The sequence below is a fragment of the Pseudomonas sp. genome (assembly GCF_030150285.1).
In the GTDB taxonomy this organism is placed as follows: Bacteria; Pseudomonadota; Gammaproteobacteria; order Pseudomonadales; family Pseudomonadaceae; genus Aquipseudomonas.
The window spans coordinates 35149-57681 of record NZ_JASLGE010000074.1; the positions used below are offsets into that span (position 1 = coordinate 35149).

Sequence of the window (22533 nt, forward strand, 5' to 3'; positions counted from 1 at the left end):
GGTGACTGTCAGGTAAGGCTCAGGCAAGAGGGTAGGGGCTTGACTATATAATGATATCCATACGTGGGCCGAGTCCGTCGACAAGTAAAGAAATATCGGCTCGTATCTCGCAACGCGCTTTATAGGCATCAATGACACCTCTCAGCTCACGATCGATAATGTCCCTTGCTTCCTCTCTTTTTTCACAGACTGTTTCCGTTGTCAGTGCTAACCGACCGGAAAAAGTGGTTTCGACAGTGGAGAGCTTACTCCAGTCAGGGCTCTGTATGTTGGCGATGCCTTTTCTTACTTTGTCAGCTGCTTTGGCTGCATTATCAGTGCCCTCAATCGGGGAAATCGAATAAGTGAATAGGAAGTGGTGTTTTATCATTTGTTTCGACCTTATGCTGTAATGGCTAATTGTGCCGTGCGCTGTGCTCGGTTTAGAGTGACAGTATCATTTTAGGCCGGAATGAAAGTGCTTTTTCTTATCTGGCTTGATATAAAAATGTATTCAATTGTTTGTGTAGCTATGTTTTTGTTTGGTCGATATTTTTAGGGTTTTTGATGTTTCTCATTCTGATGTCATACGGTTTGAAATTGGTTGTTGAATTTGATGTTGAAATGATGTCTGTGTTTTTTAGTAGCGTTAAAATTTAAATGTGAGCAATGTTTGGTAAGTATTTCTCAACTGCTTATTCCGTAAAAATTTGTATCTTGCTATGTTCTGGCCTGATCAGAGTCATCGCTCGAGTCGGCGACTCCACTGAGACCTTGAACATTTTGAGAAAACCGGACGCCAAAGCTTCATTAAGAGGGTTGCAATCGCTGGAGCCTAAGGCGTGTGCTTCCGCAAGACTGATTAATACGTTAGCGACAGTTGAGGATCATCTTGTGGCGAGGCGTACAAAATTTCTTGCAATCGCTCCCCCAGTAAGTCCCAAGCCCGTTTTTTCTCCTGCGCATAGTCATAATGCAGGTAATGCCGTCTCACTCGAGACCCGGCCAGAACATGGTTTTGGCAGCGATCAATAACATCCAGACTAACCTCCAATGCTTGCATCATGGTAGCTCCGGTGCGTCTCATATCATGAGGTGTCCAGCATCCGTTTTGACCATTGGCGAGCACCAAGGTGTTGTCATGACAACGACGGGAGAGGGGCTTACGCAGCTTGAACTGCGCTTGCCGATCACCAATTTGTTTGCTGACGACCTTACTGTCGACAGGCCCTTCATTATTTTTCGCCGGGAAGCACCAGGGAGTATGGCCTGTTAATTCATGCAGCTTTTTGAAGGACTCAAGCGCAAAAACTGAAAGGAATACATGGAGGTCCTGTTTTTTGCCCCGAGGGCCTTTTACATTTTCGCTGGGGATTAGCCAGGTATGGTTTTCTAGGTCAACATTCCTCCACTCAGCCTTGAGCAGTTCGCCAATGCGGCACAGGGTGGCTAAGCAGATCCATAGTGCTAGTTGCGTCTCTTTTTTCAAGGGCCGTATACCGTCATATTTTTGGCCGGCGGGTAGGGCTGCGTAATCGGCCGTCATCTCTCTGAATCTATCGCTCAGTTCAAGCAGTTCAGCCGGTGACAGGATGCGGCTGCGTTCTGTTTCATAATCAGCGGGTATGAGATTGGCGATATCGACTAATTCAGTCGGATTGCCATCGATCATCAGAGCGCGCCAAGGCTGACGTTTGCTGGCCCACTTGAACATTTGGGTAACGTCCGCAAAAAAGCCGATCGCTTGTCGGTTGGCCTCGCGCGCAAAAATGTTGCGCAGGGCATTGCGTAAATCATGTTCGGTAATTTCACGCAGAGGGATTTTGCCCAGTACCGGGTAAAGATCTTTGGCGAAGCGACGGCCGAGCTCGGCGTTATTATCCTTTCTGGCGACGCCATTAAGCAGCCATTCTTGCGCGAGGTCGTATACGGTCAGCTCTTGTTTTTTTAGGGTTTCGGCCAGGGCTAATTGTTCGGCAGCTTCGGTTTTTCGTTGATGGCGATCAAAGCGTTTTTGTTCGTTGGGGTTAAGTCCAAGTGCGATGCACTGGCGTGCGTTATCCCTGATTTCGCGTATGGCTTTCAAATCTGCGCCTGGCCAAGTGCCGCACGCATGACGTGAGTACTTACCCTCCCAACGAAATTGATAGTAGAAAGACAACGAGATGCCTTTCTGTGTGAGCACCACTTTGGCAGACAGGCCACCTTCGTCCCTTATCGTTTTTCCTGCATCCGCAATTGTTAGTGCCTGGAGGTATTTGACGGTGAGTTTGGACATGGTTTTTCTCCCGTAGACGGGACAAATTTACTCCCACATTTACTCCCACAAAAGCCCTGTATAGTGATGGATTTGAGTGGATGTCCTCAGATTTAAAAAGTTGCTAAAGCTTTGTATTAAAAGGGATATAGGCAATTTTTATTCTATAGACGTCCACTGAAATATGTTGTTAAACAGATGGGGTGCTAGGGGTCGAGTGTTCGAATCACTCCGTCCCGACCATATTTTTCAATGACTTAGCCCAACTTTCGCGAGTTGGGCTTTTTCATGTCTGAGAAAAGACCCCTACTAAGACCCCTACTAGCTCATGGGCTGTTATGAACTCTAGGTTCTGCCGCACTTTCGCGGTCATAGCCCCCCTGAATAGGGAGGTGAGCTGTCGATGAAGATTGATGTTGGCTGCCGTTCATCATTGAGACTTGAAGGCAGTCGTCTTGAAAATTACTATCTATTGGTAATCAGGCGCATCACATGGGAGAACCGCATGTCCACCAGCGTTGTCTTGAGTCCGCACTTTGAGGCCTTTGTGCAGCAGCAGTTGGCCTCGGGGCGTTTCAACAACACCAGTGAGGTCATTCGGGCAGGCTTGCGTCTGCTGGAAGAGCAGCAGCAACAATTCGCGACCAGGACGCTGGAGTTGAAGGCGGCCTTGGCCGAGGGCATGCAAAGCGGGCAGCCGCGACCTGCTGACGAGGTCTTCGAGGAGATCGAAGCGCAGGTGCGTGAGTTGGCCAAGTCGAGAGGCTGACGGTCATGAAGTTGCAGATCTCGCCGCGTGCCGCGCGTGATTTGCAAGAGATCGCGCTGTACATCGCTCAGGACAATCCCCAGCGCGCCATGAGCTTCATCGGTGAATTGCGGGAGAGGTGTCTACGAGTGGCGGAATCGCCTTTGGCTTATCGCAGCCGTCGCGAACTCGGTACAAATTTGCGCTCCTGCACCTACGGTCGCTACGTCTTGTTTTTTGAGTGCACTGACCAGGCTGTGACCATCGTCCGAGTGCTGCATGCGTCTCGTGATCTGCACCAACAATTCAAGGCCTGATGAGGAAAAGGTGAGCTGCCTCACGCTGAAATTGCTATGGGGGTCACCAATTTTGTAACTCAATATGAGTTCGCTGGAACCCCTGTTGTGACCGTCGTATAAAGCGCCAATGGCAGATGTATCTTCCATCGATCGAGTGGTACCTGCAGGCGTAGCCTGGAGGCTGTCGTGCGGAGGTGTGCGATGCGCAAAGTTGTCTTCTTCAGCTTCATCCTGCTGGGTGGTTGTGCGGGTTACCTGTGGGGTTTGCATGACGATTGGCCAACCCGGTTGGTGATGATGGGGGGTTCTCTCTTGGTTGCTGCTGCAATTGGTGGGGCGCTGTCTAGCGCTGGGAAGCAACGGCGTGATGCTCCTCTGCTGAAAAGAGATGATTTCTCTCGTCTGCCAAGTGGAGCGGGCACCGATGTTGATGATCTTGTCGCCAACTATTGGCGTGACGAAGGTTACCCTCCGTTCAACAAACCCACCGAGTATGAGCATGTGTCCGGCAAGAAGACCTGACGAGACAGGTTGAGCCGCACTTGCGGGTTCTGATGCTATTTTTTGAATGCACCTTTCACCGCATCTTTGGCGCTATCAAAAGTGCTGCTTGCATCTTTCCCCACTTGCTTCGCCGTTTGGCCCATCAATGATTTTTCCGATGCCAACGTGCCATCTTCGTTTTGATCGAGCCGAGCCTTCGCATCGAACTGTTCGCGCTCGACTTGAGTCGCTTCCCTTAGTTGATCCGCACGCTCCTTGATGTCATGCCGCGCCGGAGAGGCCGGTAGCGTAGGTGCCTCCGGGATATCTTGTGGCGTTGAGGACACTTGGCTGCGCCCGCGGCCAAACGCGGCATCGACACTTGGATTGAGTGTGCCCACGCCCCTTTGCGCTTGGTGTTGCTCGCGGGCTTGCTCGAAGGAGTAGGGCAGAGCCGTCCCGCCAGAAATTCCCCGATTCGGCGACAGCCCTTGGCGCGCCAGTTCGGCATCCATCAGTACGCGGGCCGATGCGCTGTCGCCGCCGTACTGCTCGGCGTAACGCATGAACATCTCCCTGTTGTGCGGATCCTGGGCGATGTCGATGGCGATGGATTCGCCTTTTTCATAAGCGGCTGACATACGCTCGGCATAGGCGGAGCGTTCAGTCAGACTGGCATGGGCTTGCTCTGCATAAGACGTGGTTGCACTCAGGCGAGCGCCTATCTCGTTGGCACTGCTTGCGTCGTCACTCACCGTGGCGAAGTAGCTCTGGTCGCGCGACACCTGATCACCGAACTTTTTGAACGCGTCCAGCTGTTCTTGACTCATGCTGGCGAGCGCTTTTTGTTCCTGCGCAGACAGCCCCGATTGGTAGGATTTGTCCGCTTTGGCATCGGCACTCAGCCCTGCGAAGGAGGATTTGATGCCGATTGATGCTGCGGCGCCGAAGGCAATGTTCGCAACTTGAGATTGGCTCAGCCCCGTATTACGCGCGATGTTCTGTGAGATCTGATCCAGCTGGCTCAGGCTCTGGCCGGTCTGTTCAAAGCTGCTGCCGCTGGTGCCAGTTGAGTGCCGGCCGCTCTTCAACGTCGTCAGCCCGCGGCTGAAGGCCTCGGTCAGCACGGCGGCCCGCTCCCGATTGGCGGTCACTGACTCGCTGTAGGCCGCGTCCACCTGGCGGCTGGCTTCGCTGACATCGTTTTCCGAGACCTTGGCCGAGACCACGCGCGAGGCGAAGCCCTGGTTGCGCAGCAGGCTGGCGGCCATGCGGCCGGTCAAGGCGTTGGCCGAGAAGGTGTTGCCGCTCAGGTCGTTCTGCCAGGTGCTCATGAAGGCGGAGCTGCGGTTCGGGGCCAGATGCACCTGATCCATGCCGACATTGCCCAGGCTGGTATTGCCAGCAGCGGCGGCGCTGGTGCCGGTCAGCATGCCCTGCAGGCCGGACAGCCCGCCGACCAGCGCCATGCCCAGATGGTCCATGCGCTTGACTGCGGCCCAGGCGATCAACGGGATGCTCAGCACCATGTAGCCGACGATGGCCTCCCCGGAAATGCTCCGTGAATACACCGTCGAGGCGGTCTGCAGGGTCAGCCCTTTCAGGCCACCGCCCAGGTCGGCAGCGGCGGCGAGGTCGTAGGCCGCGTAGATCGTGGCCATGTAGTTGAGCACCGCATACAGCGGCGGCCACAGCTGGATCCAGATCAGTACGCTGATATAACCCTTGAACACCAGCAGAGTCTCGCGCCCGCCGGTCAGCAGCATCAACAGCACCAGGATCGGAAACAGCGCGTACATCAGCGCTTCGATGATGTTGCGCATCATCGGCAGGGTCTGCTCGGCGATCTTGCCGGCGTTGAGCCAGGCGGCGTTCTGCTGGGCCACGGCTTGTGCCCGACCCACGGCGAGCACCATGGCCGCCGGGTCGTTGGCCTTCTGGCCGCTGATCTTGGCGCTGTCCTCGATGGCGTTGAGCACGGCGTTCTGGCGGATGATGCTCGCCGCAGTCGCTGAAGCGGTGGCGATCCGGTTCTTCAGGTAGGCCTGCTGGATCTGGGGCGCAATCACGCCCGCGCTGCCAGGGACCACGTCCGGCCTGCAGCCAGGCCACCCGATAAGGCAGGCTCGGGGTCCAGTTGAACAGCAGCGGCAGGTGTGGGGTCGGGTCGACCAGCAGGCGCAGATACGCCAGCGTCCAGATCAGCAGCAGCGGCCCGTACAGCTACCAACGCTGGCGCAGTTCGTCGCGCCAGACGTCGACGTAGCGGCGGCAGACGCCCGCCCGCGGGATGGGGCGCATCGGGAGCCGATTCATGGTGGCGTCACCTTGCGCTGCAGCTCGCCGGTCAGGTCGTGCAGGCGGCAACTCGTCCAGGGCCACGCTAAGCCGTTGGGCAAACGCCGTGACCTGTTCCAGCGCGGCGTCACGCTCGCGGTCCGTGCGCGCCTCGGCCACTTTCCGAGTAAACGCCGCCTCCTGCTCACGGTAGACCTCGGCAAGGTCGATCATGCTGATGCTCAGCGCCGGTGCCACCCAGAGTCGGTGATAGAGCAGCAGCGCCACGGCCACCCACAGGTCATGGCAGCAGCCCTTGATGGCGCAGCCGCACTGTGCTTATCTCTTAGTCACCCGCCGAGGCAATCGCATGAAGGTGTTGGTGCACAGTAGAGTGAACTGTTGGCCGAAGAGTGCGTTGAGCGGCAACGGGAGGTGGCCGGTCAAGACCAACACATCCCAGCGGTATAAATTGGACGGCGTTTCCGTACCCGACCAGCGTTCCGCGTGAAGTTAGTCTAGTGTTGATTCCAGCGAGTGCAGGTGTGTGTCACTATTAATGACCGGCGCGGGTGTGCTCATCGGCTTTGATATCCATTTCATACGCTTCCTCCTACGACTAAACGAAAGTTTTTGGTGCGGGCTTGTCTGGCGAAAAAAACACAGTGATTATTATCGCGCGTAGTTTCTGGTCGGGTATCGTAGTGTAATAATTGACTTCAGAATGATTGTATCATTGGCAGGGGGTTTAGTGTCTGATCTTGAAATTTTATTATGTCCGATAAACAGCCTACAGAGTTCTGGGAAGGATCTTACATACTCATCTGAGTTTGATGATATACAAAAACTCCGAGAGTTTGATGATCCTACTTTAGAGCAAGGTGAGTGGGTTGCTGATCTTAAAGTTGCCAACTGGCCGGAAGTTGTTAAACGATGTTCGAAACTGTTGCGAGAGGACAGTAAAGACCTGCGTGTTGCGGGGTGGTTGACGGAGGGCTGGGTGTATACCCAAGGGTTCTCGGGGCTGGGTCAAGGTTACAATTTGATTGCAAGCTTGGTTGAGCGGTACTGGGACGACCTGTTCCCTGTCATCGAAGAGGGTGATGTCGAGCAGCGGGTTGGTTGCCTGGCGTGGGTGCTTAAGCAAAGCTTGCGTTGGGTGGGGACGGTCCCCGTGGTGGATGATGGTGTGCACTCGTACACGCTGTCTGACTATGCCGTAGCCCACCAGCGTTCTGGCGCTGCGCGTCTGGGAGATTGCGAGCATATAACACTGGAGCAAATAGAGCGTGCCAGGGCTGCTACGCCGGTTGCGTTCTATCAGCACCAATGGCTTGCGATACAGCAAACTGGCGTTGCGCTGAGGCGCTTGGAACACGAGGTAGAGGCTCGATTGGGTGATCAGGCACCCAGGTTTGCGTCCATTCGTGAGGCGTTGGACGCAGCCGGCAGCAGTATTCAGCGGTTTGCCAAGGAGGCGGGTGTCGATGTGCGTAGCGGGGAGGCATCTGCGGTTTCAGCGTCAGAGCAGCCACCCGCAAGTCAGTTGCTGTCGCCCAGAGCCGTACCGTCTGTGATCAGTGCCCAGGCTGGTATCGCTTCGCGTGAGGAGGCACTCAGTCGGCTGCGTGAAGTAGCGCACTACTTCCGGCAGGCGGAACCCCACAGCCCGGTGGCTTATATGGCGGATCAGGCCGCGCAGTGGGGTGAAATGCCGTTGCATGAGTGGCTTAAGATTGTGCTGAAGGATGATGCTGCATTGGTTCGCCTGGAGCAGGTGCTAGGGGTGGTTAAAGTCGCCGGAAGTGGCGGCTGATCCTTCGGTTTTCTGGATGTTTAAGGTGAGGTGCATAAGCTTGCTGAGCCAGGAAGGTCGGCGCAAATGCGTTCGCGGCAGTGAATGCCTGCTTCGGTATTGGCGGCAGGGCATGCATTGATCCGGTCTTGCAGGGTTTTGCGCGTAGGGGTTGGCAGGGCGGTGTCCGGGCTTTCGATGTAGTGCATCAGCGCGACCAGTACGTCGATATCGCTGGCTCGAGGCGCAGCGATGGTTTTGCTCGTGGGAGACGTAGCCGTGGTTCTCTGGACGGGCTGTGTAGGCACTGCTTTTTCGAGCTTTTCGGGTGTTGGGACGCTGGTGGCGAGAGTGTCATTGAGGTTCGCGTGCTGTTCAGGAGCCTCGCTGAAGATTTGAGCGGGCTCACTGATCGGTTGCATAGGCGGCTGCCCGGCCGTCGGCGGCGAGATGCCAGTGGTTGCTGGCGGGACGATCGCATTCCTGGCGGCAGGAGTCTGTGCGGTACTTTCAGTGGTCTGGGGGGGTGAATCCAGCACCCATGCAGACCCCGTTGCCAATGTGAGCAAGATGATGCTCAGCCAGATGAACAGTGTCTTGGCGGAGTGGCTGCTGGGCTGATCGGCAGGGTTGATTGAGCGAATGTCGAGTGGGTTGCTGTCTTGAGTGTCCGCCAACAAGCTCGGTGCCTTTGAATGTGCGTTACTTGATGTCACAGCATCTTCTTCCGATGTTTGGCGGTGATTTCGCCAGTGAAATGGCATGCGCTGAATGTGCGGGGTGAAAAGTTGGATGGACGCAAACTATTACCAAGAATTTAGGCGTACCTATATTTAATTTTCAATGCTGTCATTTTGCTAGTGCTTTAGGGGATGTTCACCCTTTGGCGCTGGAGTTCGTAATTTTTTTGAGGTGGGTTGTATACTTCATGCTATTAATCGTGGTTTCTTGCTTGGCTGCAAGTGCGTTTTTTTATTTGTGGTGGTTGTTATTCCCTGAGCGCGTATCGGTTTATCGGAAGTCAATGGCTGGCTTCTTTAAGTTGTGTAGGAAGTTTCTCCTTGTATGGTTTGGAAGTTCTGTTGCTGTCTCGAACAGTAGCGTTGTTCGTCTTGGCGTTGGTTGTCGGCGTTGGTTATCGCCGCTGGCTCATTATCAGCGCCTCTTATGGCTGATGCTGCTCCTGTTGCTGATGCCGCCAGTATTGGTATTCAGCTTACGGGGAACGGTGGAGCTCGAAGGGTACGGTCGTGATGTTCATCGTGGAGTGGCACCCAGTTTGATTGCAGAGCTGTTGCGGGGGGAACGGTTAGTACCGCCCCGCGCGCTGCCGCCGGAGGTGTTCACTTCACGAGAGGTGGAGCGAATTCGACCTCGCACCGGTGCGGCTGACCGGTCCTGGGACAAGATGGGCACCGATTTCGTACAGCGTTTGCTGGTGGTCTACAAGGTGATGCTGGAGCGTCACGGCTACGAAATGGTGTTGCTTGAGGGCTATCGCAGTCCAGAGCGTCAAAACGATCTTGGCCTCTTGCCCGGTACGACCAATGCCAAGGCTTGGCAGAGCTACCACCAATACGGCCTGGCGGCGGACAGCGCATTTTTGCGCGAGGGTAAGTTGGTGATTACCGAGAAAGACCCCTGGGCCATGCGCGGTTACGAGTTGTACGGGCAGGTGGCTGAAGAGTTGGGTTTGACTTGGGGCGGCCGTTGGAAGTTGATGGATTTTGGGCATGTGGAACTGCGCAGTGCTGGCCGCGTGCCGTCATTGGCCCGATCTACGCCTTAACCCCTGAGCAGATGCACGACTGCAAAGGCACACTTGGAGAACGAAGATGACGCGACCTTTGATTGTAAAAGGGGATATGACCAGTCACGGCGGGATGGTGATGGAGGCTAGTGACCATTCGACGATCAACGACAAGGGCATTGCCCGCGTCGGCGATCTGGTGGCTTGCCTCGTCCATGGGCCCACGGTGATTGCGACGGGGGATGCTGACTATGAGGTGGACGGTAAAGCGTCAGCTCGAGACGGTGATGTCACTTCGTGTGGTGCCGTGTTAATCGCAGGCCAATCCACAACATACAGGCCGTAAATGTAGGGCTAGCAGGAATGGAATCTGATGTTTAAACGAATCCTTGGCTACCAAACACTGTTAGTGGTGGTGATCTTTGCGGGGAGTTGGGGCGTCGCCTTGTGGTCGTGGCGCGACCATTACCGTCTGCCGACGGCGCAAGAAATTGTTACCCATTTCCTGATGATACCGACGGCGCTGTGCCTGGGGTATTGGGGCCTTTATCAGAGCGTTGAGTGGTTGAAGCGCCGCCGATCAGGTGTTACTGAGGCATTGGCTGGCACCGGGCCGTCATCGAATACCAAACCCGCTCTGCCGCTGCAGATACGAGATTGGAGCATACAGTTGCCCGTGGGCGACGAGCCTGCAACGGTTTTTGAGGCACTCAAAGCGCGAGAGCGACCAGCCCTTCATCCCACACTGAAAGATGCAAACGGCTTTCCACGGCGTATCGCTTGGGTCGATACCTTGAGCACTGAAGACTTCATTGAATCAGGGCAAGCGCATCCACTGCCCATTGATGTCCGGCGCGCACTGCTGCTGGCGCTGGAGGTCCTGGAACCTTTGCTGATGCGTCATGTGGAACGTGAGTTTCTCGATACCCTTGAGCCTCAAGCCCCGTTGCCGGTGCACTTTATTGTCCCCGCTCGCTGGTCGACTGACACCCAGGCAGCGGCACGGCAATGGCTGGTATCGGCCCTTGCGCCCTTTTCCGAGAGTGGCCTTGAGTGCGCTGTGTTGGTAAGCAGTGCGGCCGACACTCGCCAAGTGCTGAGCTTTCTTGAACAGTTGCGCCGGGCCGAGACGCTGGAAGCTGACAATGCGCAGCAGGTCGTAGTCGCAGCTGATTCGTTCATTCAGGATCAAACATACGCGGGCCCGTTACCGGAAGCCTCTGGAGAGGGGGCGTGTGCGTTGCTGATCGCCCAGGGGCTGCTCCCCGCAGCCTCAACGCCACAAGCGGTCATTGTTCATCCATTTGATAGCGAACAACGTACGCAATCGGTGGATCTGCCCGGGCAGGCACGATCCCCGGCGCTTCAACAATTGCTCCAACCGTACAGCGCGGGCCCTACCCGGATCGGCGCGGTGTTCATCGATGCGGCCCCGCACACCTCTCGGCAAACCGAACTCTTGGCCGCTGTGCACGCAACGCTTCCCGACTTGGACCCCATCAGTGAGTGCCTGAGTTTGCCGATGTGTTGTGGGGAGATGGGCCCCGTGACATCGCTGGTTTCATTGGCGTTAGCGGCGTCAAACAGCCTTGAGACGCAGCAGGACTGCTTGTTGGTCTCGATGTATGACCCCCTTTGGCGAGCGGTATGCCACATCCAGCCATCGCCGCCACCGGCTCAAAAACCCCTTCAGGACTTCGCATGAATTTGCGCACCACGTTAGCCCCGGGAATTGTTTATCCATGACTAGCCGTCTCTCCGCATTTTTTTCCAACTCTCGTGTGCTGGCCGTTATTGGGCTATTGATTGTCGCGGGCTTGCTCTTTCTTAATGCTGCTGCGTTGAAAAAAGTACTCCTTGTGCTGTTGGTGGTGGCGCTGATTGCCTTGGCGGCCGCTTGGCTGTGGCGACGCGTGGTGGCCAAGAAATCGGCGGCGGCACTGCATCAGATGGTGGCTGGCGCAGAGGGTGACACGCCAGAGTTACAGCAACGGCTGGAAGAAGCACTTCAAGCGATCAAGTATTCGCGGCTTGGGCGTCGCCGAGGGTCTGAGGCACTCTACGAATTGCCGTGGCTGATGGTGATCGGTAACCCTGCCGCCGGCAAAAGCTCGGCGGTCCTTAACTCGGGGTTGACCTTTCCCTTTAATGATCATAAGGGGGCTGCGCTGCAAGGGATCGGCGGTACGCGCAATTGCGATTGGTACTTCACCACGGAAGGGATCTTGTTGGATACCGCTGGGCGTTATGCCGTGCAGGAGGCGGATCGAGGCGAGTGGTTGTCTTTCCTCGGCCTGTTGCGCAAGCACCGCCCGCGCGCCCCGATCAACGGGATTGTGATCGCCGCCAGCGTGGCCGAGCTGACCGGGCACTCGCCAGAGTTCGCCATCGATTTGGCCAAGAAGCTGCGGCAACGGGTTCAGGAATTGACCGAGCGCCTTGAGGTGATCGCGCCGGTGTACGTGGTCTTCACCAAGGTCGACTTGATAAACGGCTTCCATGATTTCTTTCAGGCGCTGGAACCTCAAGAGCGAGAAAAAGTATGGGGAGCGACCTTTGCCTTCAACGCCCAATCAGGACCCGATGTCGTCAGCCTGTTCGACCAGCACTTCGATGAGTTGTGTGACGGCCTGAAGGACATGAGTCTGGCGCAGATGGCGCTTAACCGGGGAGGTGTTCAGGCACCGGGGTTATTGACCTTGCCGCTGGAGTTCAAGGGCATCAAGGCCTGCTTAAGTACCTTCTTGATGGCGTTGTTCGAGGACAATCCTTATCAATACAAACCGGTATTTCGGGGTTTTTATTTCACCAGTGCTGTGCAGGAAGTGGCCAGTGTTTGCGGCCTGTCCAATGAAATTACCCGACGCTTTGGGCTGAAAGCGATAGGCCATGCCGACGCAGAGGGGGCAGAGGCCGTAGAGCAACAGCTGTCCCGCCATAGCTACTTCCTACTGGATCTGTTTCGCAAAGTGGTGTTCGCGGATAGGCAACTGGTGCGCCAATATTCCAGTCGTTCACGCACGCGCAAACGCTCTGTGGCGTTCGTTGGCACTGCGTTATTGCTCGGCACCAGCCTGGCGGGCTGGGCGTGGAGTTACACCAACAATCAACAGTTGGTCAGCAACGTGCAGGCCGATTTGCGTCAAGCCCAGGATATCCAGAAGGATAGGATTGACTTGCAGTCGCGGCTTGAAGCACTGCAGGTAATTCAAGACCGCCTGGGCCAGTTACAAAAGTACCGTGACGATCACCCGTTGATGCTGGGGCTGGGTCTCTATCAAGGCACGGCACTCGAAGCCAAGCTTCGGCATGAGTATTTTCAAGGGATGCGCCAGGTGATGCTGACACCGGTAGCAGAACAACTGGAGTCGTACCTGCGGGAGGTCGGCGTGAAATCAGCTGCGCTCAAGCCCGCGAAATCGTCGACCTCGGCCAGCACAGTGGCGGTCGGCGTCTACCAGCCGCCGTCGCCAAACAATGTCCAGGATGCTTATAACGCCCTGAAAGCCTATTTGATGCTGGGGACTGCCGAACGGGTAGAACCTGTCCACCTGAGCGACCAGCTAACCCGCTTCTGGCGCCTATGGCTGGAGGACAATCGCGGCAGTATGGAGCGGGAGGACATGGCGCGCCGCGCCGAACGCTTGATGAGTTTCTATATCCGCCAATCGAGCGCAACGGATTGGCCAGTACTGGAGACCAAGGTCACATTGGTCGATGACTCTCGTCGTATTCTCAGCGCAGTGATGCAAGGGTTGCCGGCACGTGAGCGGGTGTATGCGGAGCTCAAAGCCAGGGCTGCTACGCGCTACCCCAGCGTGACGGTAGCGGGATTGCTGGGGGAGGGCGACAAGATTTTTGCCGGGAGTTATGCCATTTCGGGCACCTTCTCTCGAGAAGCGTGGGAAGGGTATGTCAAACAAGCCATTCGTGATGCGTCCAATAAGGAACTGAACACCACTGACTGGGTACTGCAGAACGCACGTGCGGATGACCTGACGCTGTCGGGTAGCCCGGAACATATCCAAAAAGAATTAGAGCACTTGTACACCCAGGAATACATCACAGAGTGGAAGAGGTTTGTGCAAGGCATCACCGTGGCCAGCTTTTCCAATTTTAGTGACGCCAGTGCCGCAATGAACCAACTGGGCGACCCGCAAAATTCGCCGATGCGTAAGCTGATAGAGGCGATTTACCAGCAGACGTCCTGGGACAATCCCTCGTTGATCAATGAGGGGATCCAAACGGCAAAAGGAGGTTTGTTGAGCTGGTTCTCCAGTGCGCCTGCCGAGGGCCAGGCACTGGTGCGCGGCAGTGTTGGGGACATTCCGGTCGGTCCCGTAGGCCTTGAGTTTTCAGGGATCGCCCGTCTTATGGTGGCTCGCGACAGTGCGCCCTCGCTGCTGCAAAGCTACCTGGAAAATCTGTCCGCTATTCGCACGCGCTTGAATGCCATCCAGACCCAGGGCGACCCTGGACCGGGTGCTCGCCAGTTGATGGTGCAGACCCTCGACGCCAGTGGCACGTCCGAGTTGTCCGCGGGGCTCAGGTTGGTGGATGAACAATTGCTCTCCAGCATGGACGACGGTCAGCGCCGTACATTACGACCGCTGTTGTTATGGCCGATGATTCAAACATTTGGTGCACTGATTCCACCGACCCACAACGAGATCAACAAGGTCTGGAAGGCCCAAGTGCATGAGCCATTCCTGCAATCCTTGGCGGGTAAGTATCCTTTCGCGCCTGCTGGGCAAATCGAAGCGGGTACTGCCGAGATTGCCCAGGTGTTTGGTCCGCAGGGGGCCATTGCCCAGTTCGTGAACGACAGTCTCGGCCCGCTGGTCATCCGGCGCGGCAACAGCCTGGTCAGCAAGCAGTGGGCTGATGTCGGGCTCAGCCTGTCGCCCTCCTTGATGACCCATTTTGCGCAATGGGTCGCCCCACTGGGGCAAACGGCGGAAGGTGGCGCGTTGGTGACGTTCCAGATTCTGCCAGGTTCTGCGGCGGGGTTCAGTGAGTACAGCGTGCTGGTAGGGGACCAACAGCTGCGTTACCGCAACACCCCCGCACAGTGGAACAACTTTGTCTGGGACAGCAGCAAGCCGAACCAGACCGTCAAAATCAGCCTGGTGACCTACGACGGACGGACGATCGACTTGCAGAGTTTCGTCGGTCAAAACGCGTTGGGCCAACTGATTCAAAGTGCTCAGAGTCGACAAAACGCGGATGGCTCATACGAACTGCAGTGGCACCAGGACGATTGGGTGGTGCCTGTCACCATGAAAATCATCAGTAACCCTCGTGCGAATGCCGATGGTAGCCAACGTAAGGGTTTGGACGGCACTCAACTGCCACTCACAGTGGTTGGCCAGGATGTGGCCTTGGAGAAGCGGCCATGAGCCCGAACGTGTTGACCTTGCCGATCAGCTATTTTGGTAAGTTACCTGCGCAGTCTGATTTTGTCCGGCCTGTCGATTATCACCGGCCCTTAATTGCCATTCTCGATCGCTGGGCAACCGAGGGGCTGGAGCTTCTGGCTGAGGACATCGCCTGGAAAACCTTATACGACAGCGCACCAGGCGTTCACTTCGCCTTTATGGGGTCGCGCCATCACTCAGTGATTGCTGGACACCTGCTGCCCAGTGTCGACGCCAGCGGCCGACGATTCCCCTTTATGGCCGGCGTGACGCTCGAAGTAAAAAAACCGTTGGAGTTTCTTGCGCGCAGCCCATTAGCGTTCACCCAACTATGGTCGCGCCTGGGCCGTGAGCTGCCGTTGGCGAAGCAGTCTGCCGAGCCGACCCGCTACTTGACGGAACTGAGCGAGTACAAAGCCAATCTCACCGTCAGCCCCGATATTCTGCACAACACCTTTGCCGACTTTATTGAAGCGCAGACGTTGGGTTCGCTACAGCAGTTGCTCAATGCGGCGGGGCATCAGGTGGATGTCCGGCGCATCTTGCTGGCGCTCGGTTTACTGTTGCGTCCCGTCATGAGTAGCGGTGCGCCGAAAATGGGTAAGGGCTTGCGCTTACCACTCCCAACCGATCCGCTCTACCGGCATTTGGTTTCAGCCTTCTGGCTCGATTTGATCGCCGATTTTTTAGGCCGAGCCGATTTCGAATTGATGCTGTTACAACGCATTGATCATCTGCCGGCGATGACGTTGGGGTTTGGCGGCACCTCTGCCCGTGGACTCTACGGCGTTATCGATCCGCGCATTGAAGAACAAGACACCATCTGGCTGGCAGACCCCGAATGGGTCGAGCAGGAAGTCAGCACCAGTTATGCGCTAAAGAAATTGTCCATCTACACCAGCCAGCCTGGGCTGTCACTCAACACCGCCAGAGCCACCTTCCGCGAAACATTTTTGGGGTTATGACATGCGTATTGCCATAGGTTTGTTGCTCTCATGGGTATGTTTGGCCGACATCGCTCTGGCTGCTCAGGACAAGATAGTCGTCAGTGGCACCGTGCCCTCCGAGGCGACAAGGGCGCAGGTGCTCTCCCGTTTGCATGAACTGTACGGTGCCGAGAGCATTACGGATCAGATGGAGGTAGGAAATGTCGTCGCCCCCGCCAACTGGGACCAATATGTATTAAAAATGCTGGGCCCGAATTTGCGGCATATTTCCGCTGGGCAGGTTCAGGTGGAAGGCAATCAGATTCGAGTCAGCGGCAATGTGAAAAACGAAGCGTTGCGCCAAGAGGTTACCAGTGCCCTGGCCAGTTCCTTCAACCAGACTTACCAGGTGCATAATACCCTGCAGGTCAGCTCGGGCCAGCAAGCGCTGGATGAAACACTGGGCCAGCGCACCATTGAATTTGAAAGCGGGAGCACGATCCTCACAGCCAAGGGCCGAGTCGTGCTGGATGAGATGGCGCAAGTCATCCGTGAATTGAATAACCCCCGGATCGCGATTATAGGCCACACCGACAACGTTGGGTTGCGCGAGAGCAATATCGAACTCAGCTTGGCGCGGGCCGCTGCGGTGCGTCAGTACTTGATCGGCAAGCGAATCGAATCCAGCAGCATGTCGGTCACGGGAAGTGGGCCGGATGCGCCGATCGCCGACAACAGTACGGCTGAAGGGCGGGGTAAAAATCGTCGAATTGACTTCAAAATAATGAACTGAATAGTGAGCGAAATTGAGACCCGTGGGCCCAGATTTTGGGTGTTGGCTGATTCGGTTTTTTACAGGGCCATGCGTAATGAGAAGCCTGAAACTTTGTGGCTTCTCGGTATTTTGCGGTAATGGCTTGAGGTTACTCCTTAATAAATAGAGCAGACAAAGCGTATAGAGCTGAAAGTGTTGGGGAAGTGTTTAGAAATACGTCTGCAAGGAGCCATAAGCAAATAAACACGAGTAGGGCGAGCTTTATTTTCAGATACTTTTTCATCGTTGAGTTAGTTCTGTGTGGGCTGTTGATGGTTTTTGTGATGTTATTGTCGGGTTGGTGTTGTTGGCTTCGGCGTAGAGAGTGAGTCCAAGAGTTGAGGTTTAATTTTACAGCTCCAATGATCAGCCTTGCTGATGTATGAGGCGATATCACACTGATGTAGATGCTTATTGATGGCCCTCTGAGTGATGATTGCCAATTTTGCAATCGCTGCATTGGGGGTAGGTTTTAATGGAATGCCGACGGTGTAAAGTTCAGTTTTTTCTTTATGGGTTTCCACCGTCGTGCTCAGATATTGGCCATTTTTTACAGTCAGGCCATTTGCAAACAAAGGTGCGTTCATTCCTGCTCTCGTGATTTAATTGAGTTGCTTTGCGACTTACAACACCGGTGTTGATTGATCCGTACTCCATTGCCATAACGTTGTGCCGTAGTCGCTAGCCTCTATTGCGGGGAAGCGAGTGCCCTTCTGAAAATAGCGACGAGAATTGAGTCGGGCCGGGGTGAACCACCAGCCAGATTTCGGGCAGGACTGTCCTGCCGCAATTCCGGCATTAGTTGCAGGATCGCGTAGGGCTTTTGTATCAGTTAGATGTTTGGTTTTGTTGGCTCGGTACCAAGCAACCAAGTCCTTGGGGTAATAGAGGTATTTGTGAAGGCTGCTGTCATCCTCTATGCCTAGAAGAACAACGGCAGCTCCCGCTTCAAAGCTCCAGTAACCAAAGTATCCACCCTCTGCTTTATGGCTGTCGTGCCACGCACAACCCGCGAGGTCTTTATACCAATGCTTGAGGTAAGTATTTAGCTCTTGGAGCCTTGCTTCGTCGGATAGCTCTGTCAAAGCATAGAATAACGCCCGGTATGGTTTGCTGCAACACAGGTAGTCGCTTTGATAGCGTTCCTCAGGCCCCACTCCATAACACATGAACTCTTCGAAAAGCGTATCCATGCCGCCACTTTCTTTACTGACACCATCTAGCAGAGCGGCGATTCTTGGTAGCAGATCCTTTCTGTGTAATAGAAAACAGAGGCCGATGATTTGCATTAGGGTCGCGTAGTCATCAGTAATTGCTAAATCAAATGCAGGTTGGTTGTAGTCCTCATGATATTTCCAAAGGAAGTTTGCATAACGCTCGTAATTGGCAATAATTCCTCCGATTTTTTTTGTAAGATATCTGCACTCACGCCAGCAGTGTAGTCCAGCATCAATAGATTGAATTTGTCAGTGGCGATGCCTTGCGCAAAGAAAATCCTTTCCTTTGGTTCAGTTTTTGAAGAAGCCAGACTTGCCTCAAGTCCGTCGTCATCGTCAATTATTTGGTTGTGAACCTTGGTGGCTAATTTGTAATATTTTTCTGATAAAAATTGTTGTCTTCTAGTCAAGTGAAAGCTCATGAACTTAACCTGCTTTGCTTCTGGCTTTAGGGGGGGTTCCAGCGCGATTGTTAACAACCTGTTCAATTTGGTTGTCGGTCTATTCTCTTGTTATTTCGTGTGCGGAATGAGTTGATGAATTAATTTTTGAACTCGAACTGTGCAGGATAAGTGCTTCGGCGTGCGCCATTGCGTGAGGAATGGAGAATAGAAATACATGCCGGGAATATCCATTTATTCCTGCCTTTATTAAGCGCGGGAAATCTGTTGATCCGGGGCCAATTGCTTTAGAAAGACGATTTTTTATCCACTCATGACTCATTTGAGTAACGTTACCGTTCCGCTGCCGTGGAGACGTAGGTGTTGAGTGGCCTTTACCACGGGAATGCCCACCGCCTTTACCTGATACAGGTCCACCTGTACTCGCATCACTTCCAGTTTTATCCCCCGCCTCACCGAGCAACGCCCTCAATGATTTGGTGGGATCGAAACTGGCCTTGGCTTCAATGATGGCGTACGGCTTACGGCCATTGGACTTCCACACCGCGTCAATCCCCCGTCCCCTGGGAATGCAGGGCCACAGTTGCACCATACGATGCTGATCATTCAGCTTGGCCAGGTTTTTCGCGCCTACATCGTGAGACGCCTGGCCTTTGCCCCAGCCCTTGACGTGCTGGCAATGGTAGTCGGCCATATGTTCACCTAGCACCCCGAGCAATTTGTTGCTGAGCGTCTTGAAGCGGGCCGTTCGCTGGGTATGAGCATTGGGTTGATTTGAATGTACGTCGTTGCTGGCGTCCCGCCGAGCATTGCGGCCCTCACCGTTCGGGCTGTTGGGTTTACTGTCAGGGGTTCGGGTGGAGAGCGTGCTTCTGACCGGTGCTTCGGCACTGGTTTTTCGGCCTTGCCCGAGCCAGCCATCCACTTCTTTTTTGAACCTTGCAAACTGCTTATCCAGGCTGTTGCGGATGCGGTTGACTTGGGCACGCATTTGCGGGGAGAGCTGATTGATTAGGCGCGGGTTATTGAGGATTTCGTCGAGCTTTTTGCGCAACGGCCCCAGGTCCATTACCTGTCGAAGCAGTTTTTCTGGATCGCCGGAGTAGAAACGGCGGATCATGGCCAGCAAATCATCGACGTTTGCCGTGCCACTTTTGACTGCGCGCAACGAGCGTTTGGCGGCATCACCACCGCCGGGGATTACGCCGATTAAAGCGGTAATGAGATTAAACCAACCAGCGGCTCCGTCGGGCTCATTCGATACTTCGACCAGGCCTTTGACGATATCACGTGCATCCACGATTTGGCCCAGCACCGGGACACCGGGGGTTCCCGCGAACTGGGCAATGATCTGGTCGGTTAATACGCCCAACAAAAAATCATATCTGGCAATACGGCTCGGGGTTTTGCTGTTGTACGAGGCTATGCCCAGCCTACGGCGGCGCTTGTTGACTGCGCCCTGGGTAACCTTGATCAGTTTGGCGATCTGCGCGTCAAGTTGGGTGCCCAAGAGGGCGTCGAACTTGTATAAATTCATCAGCATCACATCAGTCGCTGACGGCGGCTTGTAGCCAAGGCCATTTGCAGAACAACGGGGGGGAGGCGGGTGGCAGGCAATTCACCAGGACCTTTGCCAAAATTACCAATAACAGTAGCGCGAGCGCCGAAAACATCAGGTAGTGGCGCAGGAGCAGGTGCTCGTTGGAGGGCTTTTTCGAGTTGAAGTGAATAGGGCTGTTCATTGGCGAATTTCGCATCGTCCTTAGGTAATTGCTTCATGCTTTGGGCGACTACAGCGTGGGTCCAGATTGATCCGGGCTCCATTGCCAGAAGGTTGTGCCGTAGTCGCTGCCCTCTATTGCCGGAAAGGTGACACCTTGTTGAACATAGCGGCGGGAGTTGAGTTGGGCGGGGGTGAACCACCAACCGGATTTCGGGCAGAGTTCGCCGGCAGCCTTGCGTAAGACAGGTTCGTGAGGTGCGGGTTGAGATTTTTGTAACGCGGCGGCTTTTGCAACGCTATCCATGCTCGGTACAGGGACGCCGCTGACCATGGTGGGGTCTTGGTAACTGTCCAGGATTGGTAAGCCAATGGTTCGTGCCTGCTCCTCAAGTTCAAAGCGGTATAGCAAGGCACCCATCAGTGAATCCGCATATTCGGCTCGGGTAGCTTCGTTGGGATGGCTGGCACCGCTGAGGCTGGCGGAGGTTCGTATTATGATATCCAAGCTGTCAAGTAAGGTAGATCCTGTTGTTCGGCTGCCGAGGGTATAACTGAATTCCAACAGCATATTGTCCGCGTACCACTGCCAGATAAAACCCTCCTTAAGGTTTTGCCAGTCCTTCCATGTAAGTCGGTAGTCAGCGTCCGCTAGAAAAGGGGAGATAAGCTTCATGTTGTTAATGCTGGGTTGCCGTAAGTAACCATCTTGGAAACTAAAGCTTGCCTGACCTATTAAACGTGGATCGCTCTGCAAAATAAATCGCTTCCAACCCGCTGCCTGAATACTGGCTTGAAGGTTTGATACCAGTCCATAGACTTTCCGGTCATAGGCTTCAATCTCGGGATCTAAAGGGCTTCTGAAGATCAGGGCGCTGGGCAACTTGATCTGCATGTTGACTTCGTCGATACCGTAATTGTCGCGGGCATTGTCATAAAAAAGTACTGAGGAAGCGGGGGGGAAGAGTAGACCAAATTGAGGATGGCTCAGACGGAATTGAGCATTTCTAGCGGTGTAAAAAAGTACGCTGCTAACACCAGAGCTTTTGATAGAGAAGCTGGAGTGTTGAATGACCGTGTCGCCTTTCTCGCCCAAGTTGAACTCAAGTGCGTGAACGTTCATTAATGGGCTCCGATTTATGGTTGTGGAGTAATTTGAAGGTGCATGGCCGATAAAAATTCGAACCAGGATCAATAGAGTGATTAGCAAGCCTCCCCCGAGTAACCAAAAGCCAGTGCGGCGGCGCATGGTCAGGACTCCTTCCAGGCTGAAATTACCTGCATTTGCTGAATCATGTACGGACGAAACTGGCCTTCAAAGTCACGGCCTTGCGTCATTAACTTATGGTATTGGGCTAGGATCTCTTTTACATACGTCATCCGGTCCTCCGGTTTGTAGAGCTTGCCGTGCTCCAGTTCCATGGTGACAGTGACGTCTTTTTCGGTAAGGCCGGAAGGCTCCAGTTCTCGCACTTCAATTTCGCGGGTAATCAAGGGTGCAGCGTTAAATACCAGCGAAGGATCCTTGGCTCCGAGCATGTTCCATAAACGCCTTCCTAAATCGTTGTTGTCGATGGCAAATTTGAATTCAGGATGGTCGTAAACCATCGCTTGTAAGTGGTGATTTTGCTCATGCTGCAGAAATAACTCGGCGCTTTTGAAAGCTACCCGCTCCTTAAGTTTTTGTAGGCCAGAGCTTTTTAAAATTTCATATTTTTCTATTTGGCGAAACCCATTTTTCAAATCCTCCGTCGCCTTGCACTGCTTCATCTCCACCAACGCACCTTTGCCGTCAGTCAGGTTCATCTGCCAATTGAGTTTCCGGATATCCAACACCCGCATTTTCCTTTCAAGGTCATTGCGCAAGGCGGTGTTCTCCCCCATGGACCACGGCATTGTCTTCATTTTTTCAAGGATCACCGGGTCGTAGGTGGTTACATCCCGGCAGTCGACATCGCGGAAGAACACGTCACTGCCAAACTTTCGCCAATAGAGCATCCATGGAGTGATTTCAAGAAAGACCCAAAAATTACCTTTTAATAGATAGTAATAAGTGACACGAGACATGAGCCTGACTTGCCCCACCACTTCATCAAATTTGCTTTCAGCAAACTCAATACCGTCTACCACTTGCTTCGCAGCAAACGCCGCCAGCCCGGCCCAATAGAAACGGCCTTGGTGTTCAGTGCCTTCATCCTCCAAAAACAGTTGCGCATAATTGCCAGCAGTTCGTTTGGCGCGCCTCAAAACCTTGGGGATCAGGACATTGTTTTCCGCGAGCAATGTGATGCTCTCCGCTTGAACGAGAGACCATAAATCGCAGCAAGTCGCTACAGCGTCTTCGGTCGCGCCGAGTTCCGCGCGGGTGTGAGCCTGTTTCAGGGCTCTACCTTTAACGTAGGTAACACCTTCTTCTGTGTCGACAATCCTGGATGCGCTCATCACCTATC

At 54.5% G+C, this 22533-nt stretch carries 22 protein-coding genes; 10 read left to right on the forward strand and 12 right to left on the reverse strand.

Annotation, left to right across the window (positions count from 1 at the left end; translation table 11 throughout):
• Positions 1-43 precede the first annotated feature (43 nt).
• The gene (locus Q1W15_RS16675; protein ID WP_300730290.1) at positions 44-370 is read right to left on the reverse strand and encodes a hypothetical protein; all 327 of its coding nucleotides are present in this window, start codon (positions 368-370) and stop codon (positions 44-46) included.
• 471 nt (positions 371-841) lie between these two features.
• The gene (locus tag Q1W15_RS16680; RefSeq protein ID WP_300730292.1) at positions 842-2257 is read right to left on the reverse strand and encodes a site-specific integrase; all 1416 of its coding nucleotides are present in this window, start codon (positions 2255-2257) and stop codon (positions 842-844) included.
• A gap of 484 nt (positions 2258-2741) precedes the next feature.
• Here Q1W15_RS16680 and Q1W15_RS16685 point away from each other — a divergent pair, with 484 nt between their 5' ends.
• From Q1W15_RS16685 to Q1W15_RS16695, 3 genes are all read left to right on the forward strand, one after another.
• A complete protein-coding gene (locus Q1W15_RS16685) occupies positions 2742-3005 on the forward strand; it encodes a type II toxin-antitoxin system ParD family antitoxin (RefSeq protein ID WP_300730294.1) in 264 nt (87 codons plus the stop codon).
• A gap of 5 nt (positions 3006-3010) precedes the next feature.
• Positions 3011-3301 (forward strand): type II toxin-antitoxin system RelE/ParE family toxin, encoded by a 291-nt coding sequence (locus tag Q1W15_RS16690; RefSeq protein WP_278937958.1) that lies wholly within the window; start codon positions 3011-3013, stop codon positions 3299-3301.
• A gap of 183 nt (positions 3302-3484) precedes the next feature.
• The gene (locus tag Q1W15_RS16695; protein ID WP_300730299.1) at positions 3485-3805 is read left to right on the forward strand and encodes a hypothetical protein; all 321 of its coding nucleotides are present in this window, start codon (positions 3485-3487) and stop codon (positions 3803-3805) included.
• A 35-nt stretch (positions 3806-3840) separates the two neighbouring features.
• On the opposite strand, the gene Q1W15_RS16700 is transcribed toward Q1W15_RS16695, so the two are convergent.
• On the reverse strand, positions 3841-5856 hold the full coding sequence (locus Q1W15_RS16700) for a conjugal transfer protein TraG N-terminal domain-containing protein (protein WP_300730301.1): 2016 nt from the start codon (positions 5854-5856) through the stop codon (positions 3841-3843).
• A gap of 133 nt (positions 5857-5989) precedes the next feature.
• The gene (locus Q1W15_RS16705; protein WP_300730302.1) at positions 5990-6331 is read right to left on the reverse strand and encodes a hypothetical protein; all 342 of its coding nucleotides are present in this window, start codon (positions 6329-6331) and stop codon (positions 5990-5992) included.
• A gap of 436 nt (positions 6332-6767) precedes the next feature.
• On the opposite strand from Q1W15_RS16705, the gene tssA reads away from it, so the two are divergent.
• Positions 6768-7859 carry a type VI secretion system protein TssA gene (gene tssA / locus Q1W15_RS16710; protein WP_300730304.1) on the forward strand — a complete coding sequence of 364 codons (1092 nt, stop codon included), beginning with the start codon at positions 6768-6770 and terminating at the stop codon, positions 7857-7859.
• 20 nt (positions 7860-7879) lie between these two features.
• Here tssA and Q1W15_RS16715 read toward each other — a convergent pair whose 3' ends face one another.
• Positions 7880-8554, reverse strand: coding sequence for a hypothetical protein (locus tag Q1W15_RS16715; protein WP_300730305.1), 675 nt, complete (start codon positions 8552-8554; stop codon positions 7880-7882).
• Positions 8555-9246: 692 nt separating this feature from the next.
• On the opposite strand from Q1W15_RS16715, the gene Q1W15_RS16720 reads away from it, so the two are divergent.
• From Q1W15_RS16720 to Q1W15_RS16745, 6 genes are read left to right on the forward strand one after another with little or no spacing between them, the layout of a single operon-like run.
• On the forward strand, positions 9247-9627 hold the full coding sequence (locus tag Q1W15_RS16720) for a M15 family metallopeptidase (protein WP_300730307.1): 381 nt from the start codon (positions 9247-9249) through the stop codon (positions 9625-9627).
• Positions 9628-9673: 46 nt separating this feature from the next.
• Positions 9674-9934 carry a PAAR domain-containing protein gene (locus Q1W15_RS16725; protein ID WP_300730309.1) on the forward strand — a complete coding sequence of 87 codons (261 nt, stop codon included), beginning with the start codon at positions 9674-9676 and terminating at the stop codon, positions 9932-9934.
• A 27-nt stretch (positions 9935-9961) separates the two neighbouring features.
• Positions 9962-11293, forward strand: a complete 1332-nt coding sequence (locus Q1W15_RS16730; protein ID WP_300730311.1) for a hypothetical protein — start codon at positions 9962-9964, stop codon at positions 11291-11293.
• A gap of 37 nt (positions 11294-11330) precedes the next feature.
• Positions 11331-14987, forward strand: a complete 3657-nt coding sequence (tssM, locus tag Q1W15_RS16735; RefSeq protein ID WP_300730312.1) for a type VI secretion system membrane subunit TssM — start codon at positions 11331-11333, stop codon at positions 14985-14987.
• The gene (tagF, locus tag Q1W15_RS16740) at positions 14984-15970 is read left to right on the forward strand and encodes a type VI secretion system-associated protein TagF (protein WP_300730314.1); all 987 of its coding nucleotides are present in this window, start codon (positions 14984-14986) and stop codon (positions 15968-15970) included. The genes tssM and tagF overlap by 4 nt, the downstream gene beginning before the upstream one ends.
• 1 nt (position 15971) lies before the next feature.
• Complete coding sequence (locus tag Q1W15_RS16745; protein ID WP_300730316.1) at positions 15972-16724, forward strand: OmpA family protein; 753 nt, start codon at positions 15972-15974, stop codon at positions 16722-16724.
• A 308-nt stretch (positions 16725-17032) separates the two neighbouring features.
• Here Q1W15_RS16745 and Q1W15_RS16750 read toward each other — a convergent pair whose 3' ends face one another.
• From Q1W15_RS16750 to Q1W15_RS16780, 7 genes are all read right to left on the reverse strand, one after another.
• Positions 17033-17332 carry a hypothetical protein gene (locus Q1W15_RS16750; RefSeq protein ID WP_300730318.1) on the reverse strand — a complete coding sequence of 100 codons (300 nt, stop codon included), beginning with the start codon at positions 17330-17332 and terminating at the stop codon, positions 17033-17035.
• Positions 17333-17368: 36 nt separating this feature from the next.
• The gene (locus Q1W15_RS16755) at positions 17369-18034 is read right to left on the reverse strand and encodes a PoNe immunity protein domain-containing protein (protein ID WP_300730319.1); all 666 of its coding nucleotides are present in this window, start codon (positions 18032-18034) and stop codon (positions 17369-17371) included.
• A 26-nt stretch (positions 18035-18060) separates the two neighbouring features.
• On the reverse strand, positions 18061-18384 hold the full coding sequence (locus Q1W15_RS16760; RefSeq protein WP_300730321.1) for a hypothetical protein: 324 nt from the start codon (positions 18382-18384) through the stop codon (positions 18061-18063).
• Positions 18385-18463: 79 nt separating this feature from the next.
• Complete coding sequence (locus tag Q1W15_RS16765; protein ID WP_300730323.1) at positions 18464-19906, reverse strand: hypothetical protein; 1443 nt, start codon at positions 19904-19906, stop codon at positions 18464-18466.
• Entirely contained in the window at positions 19906-20142 is a 237-nt protein-coding gene (locus Q1W15_RS16770) for a hypothetical protein (RefSeq protein WP_300730325.1), read from the reverse strand. The genes Q1W15_RS16765 and Q1W15_RS16770 overlap by 1 nt, the downstream gene beginning before the upstream one ends.
• An 11-nt stretch (positions 20143-20153) precedes the next feature.
• Complete coding sequence (locus Q1W15_RS16775) at positions 20154-21332, reverse strand: hypothetical protein (RefSeq protein WP_300730327.1); 1179 nt, start codon at positions 21330-21332, stop codon at positions 20154-20156.
• Between the two features lie 2 nt (positions 21333-21334).
• Entirely contained in the window at positions 21335-22525 is a 1191-nt protein-coding gene (locus Q1W15_RS16780; protein WP_300730329.1) for a hypothetical protein, read from the reverse strand.
• Positions 22526-22533: the final 8 nt, after the last annotated feature.